At 69.8% G+C, this 3,912-nt stretch carries 4 protein-coding genes; 3 read left to right on the top strand and 1 reads right to left on the bottom strand.

The genetic code is table 11. From position 1 onward, the window contains the following. From CCN42_RS37665 to CCN42_RS37655, 3 genes are all read left to right on the top strand, one after another. The coding region (locus tag CCN42_RS37665) for a ComF family protein (RefSeq protein WP_422641251.1) at window positions 1-655 on the top strand (655 nt) is incomplete at its 5' end. A gap of 315 nt (window positions 656-970) precedes the next feature. Continuing rightward, window positions 971-1,663: a ribosome hibernation-promoting factor, HPF/YfiA family gene (gene hpf / locus CCN42_RS37660; RefSeq protein WP_386580838.1), complete on the top strand. Its 693-nt coding sequence runs from the start codon at window positions 971-973 to the stop codon at window positions 1,661-1,663. A 216-nt stretch (window positions 1,664-1,879) separates the two neighbouring features. After that, complete coding sequence (locus CCN42_RS37655; RefSeq protein ID WP_086173363.1) at window positions 1,880-2,626, top strand: response regulator; 747 nt, start codon at window positions 1,880-1,882, stop codon at window positions 2,624-2,626. Between the two features lie 42 nt (window positions 2,627-2,668). Here CCN42_RS37655 and CCN42_RS37650 read toward each other — a convergent pair whose 3' ends face one another. Then, window positions 2,669-3,841 carry a winged helix-turn-helix domain-containing protein gene (locus CCN42_RS37650; protein ID WP_086741756.1) on the bottom strand — a complete coding sequence of 391 codons (1,173 nt, stop codon included), beginning with the start codon at window positions 3,839-3,841 and terminating at the stop codon, window positions 2,669-2,671. Between the last annotated feature and the right edge of the window lie 71 nt (window positions 3,842-3,912).

The following is a 3,912-nucleotide window of genomic DNA, read 5'->3' as shown; positions in this document are numbered from 1 at the left end:
GAGCGGTGGCGGTGGTTCGTCGCCCCGGGGCGGGCCTCGGGTCCCCGGCGGGCCGGTGCTGCTCGTTCCCGTTCCGTCGGGGCGCGGGGCGGTGCGGGCGCGAGGACACGATCCGGTGCGGCGGATCGCGTACGCCGCGGCAGGGGAGCTGCGGCGGACGGGGACGGCGGCCCGGGTGCTCGCCGTGCTGCGGCAGCGGCGGACGGTCCTCGACCAGTCGGGGCTCGACTCCCGGCAGCGGCTGCAGAACCTGGCGGGCGCGCTGGCCGTGGTGCCCGGCGCGGCGCGGCTGCTGGCGGGCGGGCCGGTGGTGCTGGTCGACGACCTGATGACGACCGGTGCGTCCCTGACGGAGGCGGCGCGCGTGGTGCGGGAGGCGCGGACGGTTCACGCGTCGGGGCCGGACCGGCATGGGTGCCCCCGAGGTGTGGCACTCGGACCACGGGAGGGGGAACTCGGAGAAGAAGGTGTGTCACCTGTGTACGGGAGAGGAAGTCGGGAAAGGACAGGAGCACGGACGTCTGGAGCAAAGGGAGGGAGCGTGGACCGCAAGCGGACGAGCCCTGGAATGGCGCGGCCGGACGTCACCGGAGATGCGATCTGCGCGGCGGTGATCGCCGCAACGCCGGATTCTTTCGAAATAAACCGGAACTGACTGCGAAGTTGCATCGTTGCAGGTAGTGAGAGCATCAATTCACTTGAACGGAGGTACGCCGCGGTAGAGGGTGACGACATCCGTCCAGGCGAGATATGTTCGGTTGAGAGGGAAAGCCGCAGGCCACACCTCTCGAATCCGAATGCCGCACCGCGGGATTTCCGCAATCACCCGGTCGGCTGGGGTGCAGATCTCGCCCATGGGGGAGGAGGAGGTGGACGTCACCGAGTCCGAGGTTCCGGGGCTCACCGGGACCTGGTGCACAAGGGAGATGCTCCGCGGCTGAAGCGGAGCCCTCCGGGAACGGAGTTCTGCGTGGACATCGTCGTCAAGGGCCGCAAGACCGAGGTGCCCGAGCGGTTCCGCAAGCACGTGGCCGAGAAGCTGAAGCTGGAGAAGATCCAGAAGCTCGATGGCAAGGTGATCAGCCTCGACGTCGAGGTGTCCAAGGAGCCCAACCCCCGACAGGCCGACCGGTGCGACCGAGTGGAGATCACGCTCCGCTCCCGCGGTCCGGTGATCAGGGCGGAGGCAGCGGCCAGCGATCCGTACGCGGCACTCGACCTCGCCGCGGAGAAGCTGGACGCCCGGCTGCGCCGGCAGCACGACAAGCGGCACACGCGCCGCGGGGTCCGTCGGCTCACCGCAGCCGAGGTCCCCAACCACGTTCCGGGTGCGGCCACGCTCAACGGCAACGGCCACGCCTTCGAAGCGGACGAGCCGGACGACGTGCCGACCAAGAAGATCGGCTCCCTCGAGATCAAGGGCGAGGGCCCCCTCGTCGTCCGCGAGAAGACGCACGCCGCCGCCCCGATGACCCTCGACCAGGCGCTCTACGAGATGGAACTGGTCGGGCACGACTTCTACCTCTTCGTCGACTCCGAGACGAAGGAGCCCAGTGTCGTCTACCGGCGGCACGCTTACGACTACGGCGTGATCCATCTCCGGACGGACACGATGATCACCGAGCCGCCCTCGCCCGAGGCGGGCGGTTCGCTGGGCGGCTGACCATCCCGGGCGACAGCTGATCCGGTGCCCCTGGAGCGCGTGTGCGCCCCCAGGGGCACCGGTGTGCCTCCGGTGTGCGACCACTTCGCCCACCGCTTCGTCACCGCGGTGTCGTCCGGGCATGAAATCATGGCCGCAACGGCCCAACCGGTGGGTTGTTGCCTTGGGTTGGCGATGGCACAGGACCACAGGCCTAAGCCTTCAGGGGGAGGAACGATGGCGGACAGCTTCGGACCGATGCATGCCCAGGGGGCCGGCGACGGCCCGCACGGCATGGACCCGGACATGGGCTCTTCACGCCAGGAGCCGATCCGCGTCCTGGTCGTGGACGACCATGCCCTCTTCCGGCGCGGCCTGGAGATCGTGCTCGCGGCCGAGGAGGACATCCAGGTCGTCGGAGAGGCCGGGGACGGCGCCGAGGCGGTGGAGAAGGCCGCGGACCTGCTGCCCGACATCGTCCTGATGGACGTACGGATGCCGAAGCGGGGCGGGATCGAGGCGTGCACCTCCATCAAGGAGGTGGCGCCCAGCGCCAAGATCATCATGCTGACGATCAGCGACGAGGAAGCCGATCTCTACGACGCGATCAAGGCGGGCGCGACCGGATATCTGCTCAAGGAGATCTCGACCGACGAGGTGGCCACCGCCATTCGCGCGGTCGCCGACGGGCAGTCCCAGATCAGCCCCTCGATGGCGTCGAAACTGCTCACCGAGTTCAAGTCGATGATCCAGCGGACCGACGAGCGTCGGCTCGTGCCCGCGCCGCGGCTCACCGACCGGGAGCTGGAAGTGCTCAAGCTCGTGGCCACCGGGATGAACAACCGGGACATCGCCAAGGAGCTGTTCATCTCCGAGAACACCGTGAAGAACCACGTGCGCAACATCCTGGAGAAGCTGCAGCTGCACTCCAGGATGGAGGCGGTGGTGTACGCGATGCGGGAGAAGATCCTCGAGATCCGGTGAGGCGGGGCGGGCCCCCGGCCGGCCGGATCACATCGGGTCAGGTCAGGTCAGGGCTCGGGTCAGTTCCGCGACGAGGGGGGCGCGTAGGTCCGGGGCGTCCACTCGCTCCACGCGGACGTTCGTGCAATTCACCCAGCTTGCCGCCTCCAGCAGGGCCTGGGCCACGGACGGGACCGCCTTCGGGCCGTCCAGCGTGATCTGCTTGGCGACCAGGGTGTGGCCCTCGCGGGCCGGATCGACGCGACCGACCAGCCGGCCGCCGGCCAGGACCGGCATCGCGAAATAGCCATGGACGCGCTTCTGCTTCGGGACGTAGGCCTCCAGGCGGTGCGTGAAACCGAAGATCCGCTCCGTCCGGGCGCGCTCCCAGATCAGCGAGTCGAAGGGGGAGAGCAGCGTCGTACGGTGGCGGCCGCGCGGGGGAGTCTCCAGGGCCGCCGGGTCCGCCCAGGCCTGCTTGCCCCAGCCCTCGACCGTGACCGGCACCAGGCCGGAGTCGGCGATCACCGCGTCCACCTGATCACCCTTCAGGCGGTGGTAGTCGGCGATGTCCGCGCGCGTGCCGACGCCCAGGGCCTCGCCGGCCAGGCGGACCAGGCGGCGGAGGCATTCCCGGTCGTCCAGGTCGTCGTGGAGCAGATCGGAGGGGACGGCGCGTTCCGCGAGGTCGTAGACGCGCTTCCAGCCGCGGCGCTCCACGCAGACGACCTCGCCGTACATCAGGGCGCGTTCGGCGGCGACCTTCGTGCCGGACCAGTCCCACCACTCGCTGGTCTTCTTGGCGCCGCCCAACTCGGTGGCCGTCAGGGGGCCTTCCTCGCGGAGCTGCTTGATCACCTGGTCGTAGGTGCCGTCCGGGAGATCGTGGTGCCAGTGGGGGCGGTTGCGGTAGGCGCGGCGGCGGAAGGCGAAGTGGGGCCACTCCTCGATGGGGAGGATGCAGGCGGCGTGCGACCAGTACTCGAAGGCGTGGGTGTCCTTCCAGTAGGCGTCCTCCACCGTGGTGCGGCCTACGGGGCCCAGGCGGGCGTACGGCACCAGCTCGTGGGAGCGGGCCAGCACCGAGATGGTGTCGAGCTGCACCGCGCCGAGGTGCCGGAGTATGCCGCGGACGCCGGCGCGGCGGTTGGGGATGCCTAGGAGGCCCTGGGCGCGGAGGGCGATACGGCGGGCTTCGTCCGCGGAGAGGCTGGTTGCGGGGCGCGGGGTCGTCATGCCGTCGAACGATAGGGGGTGGGACTGACAGTTGGGTGGGGGAGTGTGGGAGTGAGCGAGGGGTGTGGGTG

It is taken from the genome of Streptomyces glaucescens, from assembly GCF_002154375.1.
GTDB lineage: Bacteria > Actinomycetota > Actinomycetes > Streptomycetales > Streptomycetaceae > Streptomyces > Streptomyces glaucescens.
The sequence above is the reverse complement of the archived record's forward strand: the minus strand, read 5'-3'. Positions and strand labels throughout refer to the sequence as shown.

What these genes read in the sequence shown, in the direction of transcription:
- CCN42_RS37650 (WP_086741756.1), bottom strand. Translation starts at nt 3,841, where the DNA reads ATGACGACCCCGCGCCCCGCAACCAGCCTCTCCGCGGACGAAGCCCGC.
- CCN42_RS37655 (WP_086173363.1), top strand. Translation starts at nt 1,880, where the DNA reads ATGGCGGACAGCTTCGGACCGATGCATGCCCAGGGGGCCGGCGACGGC.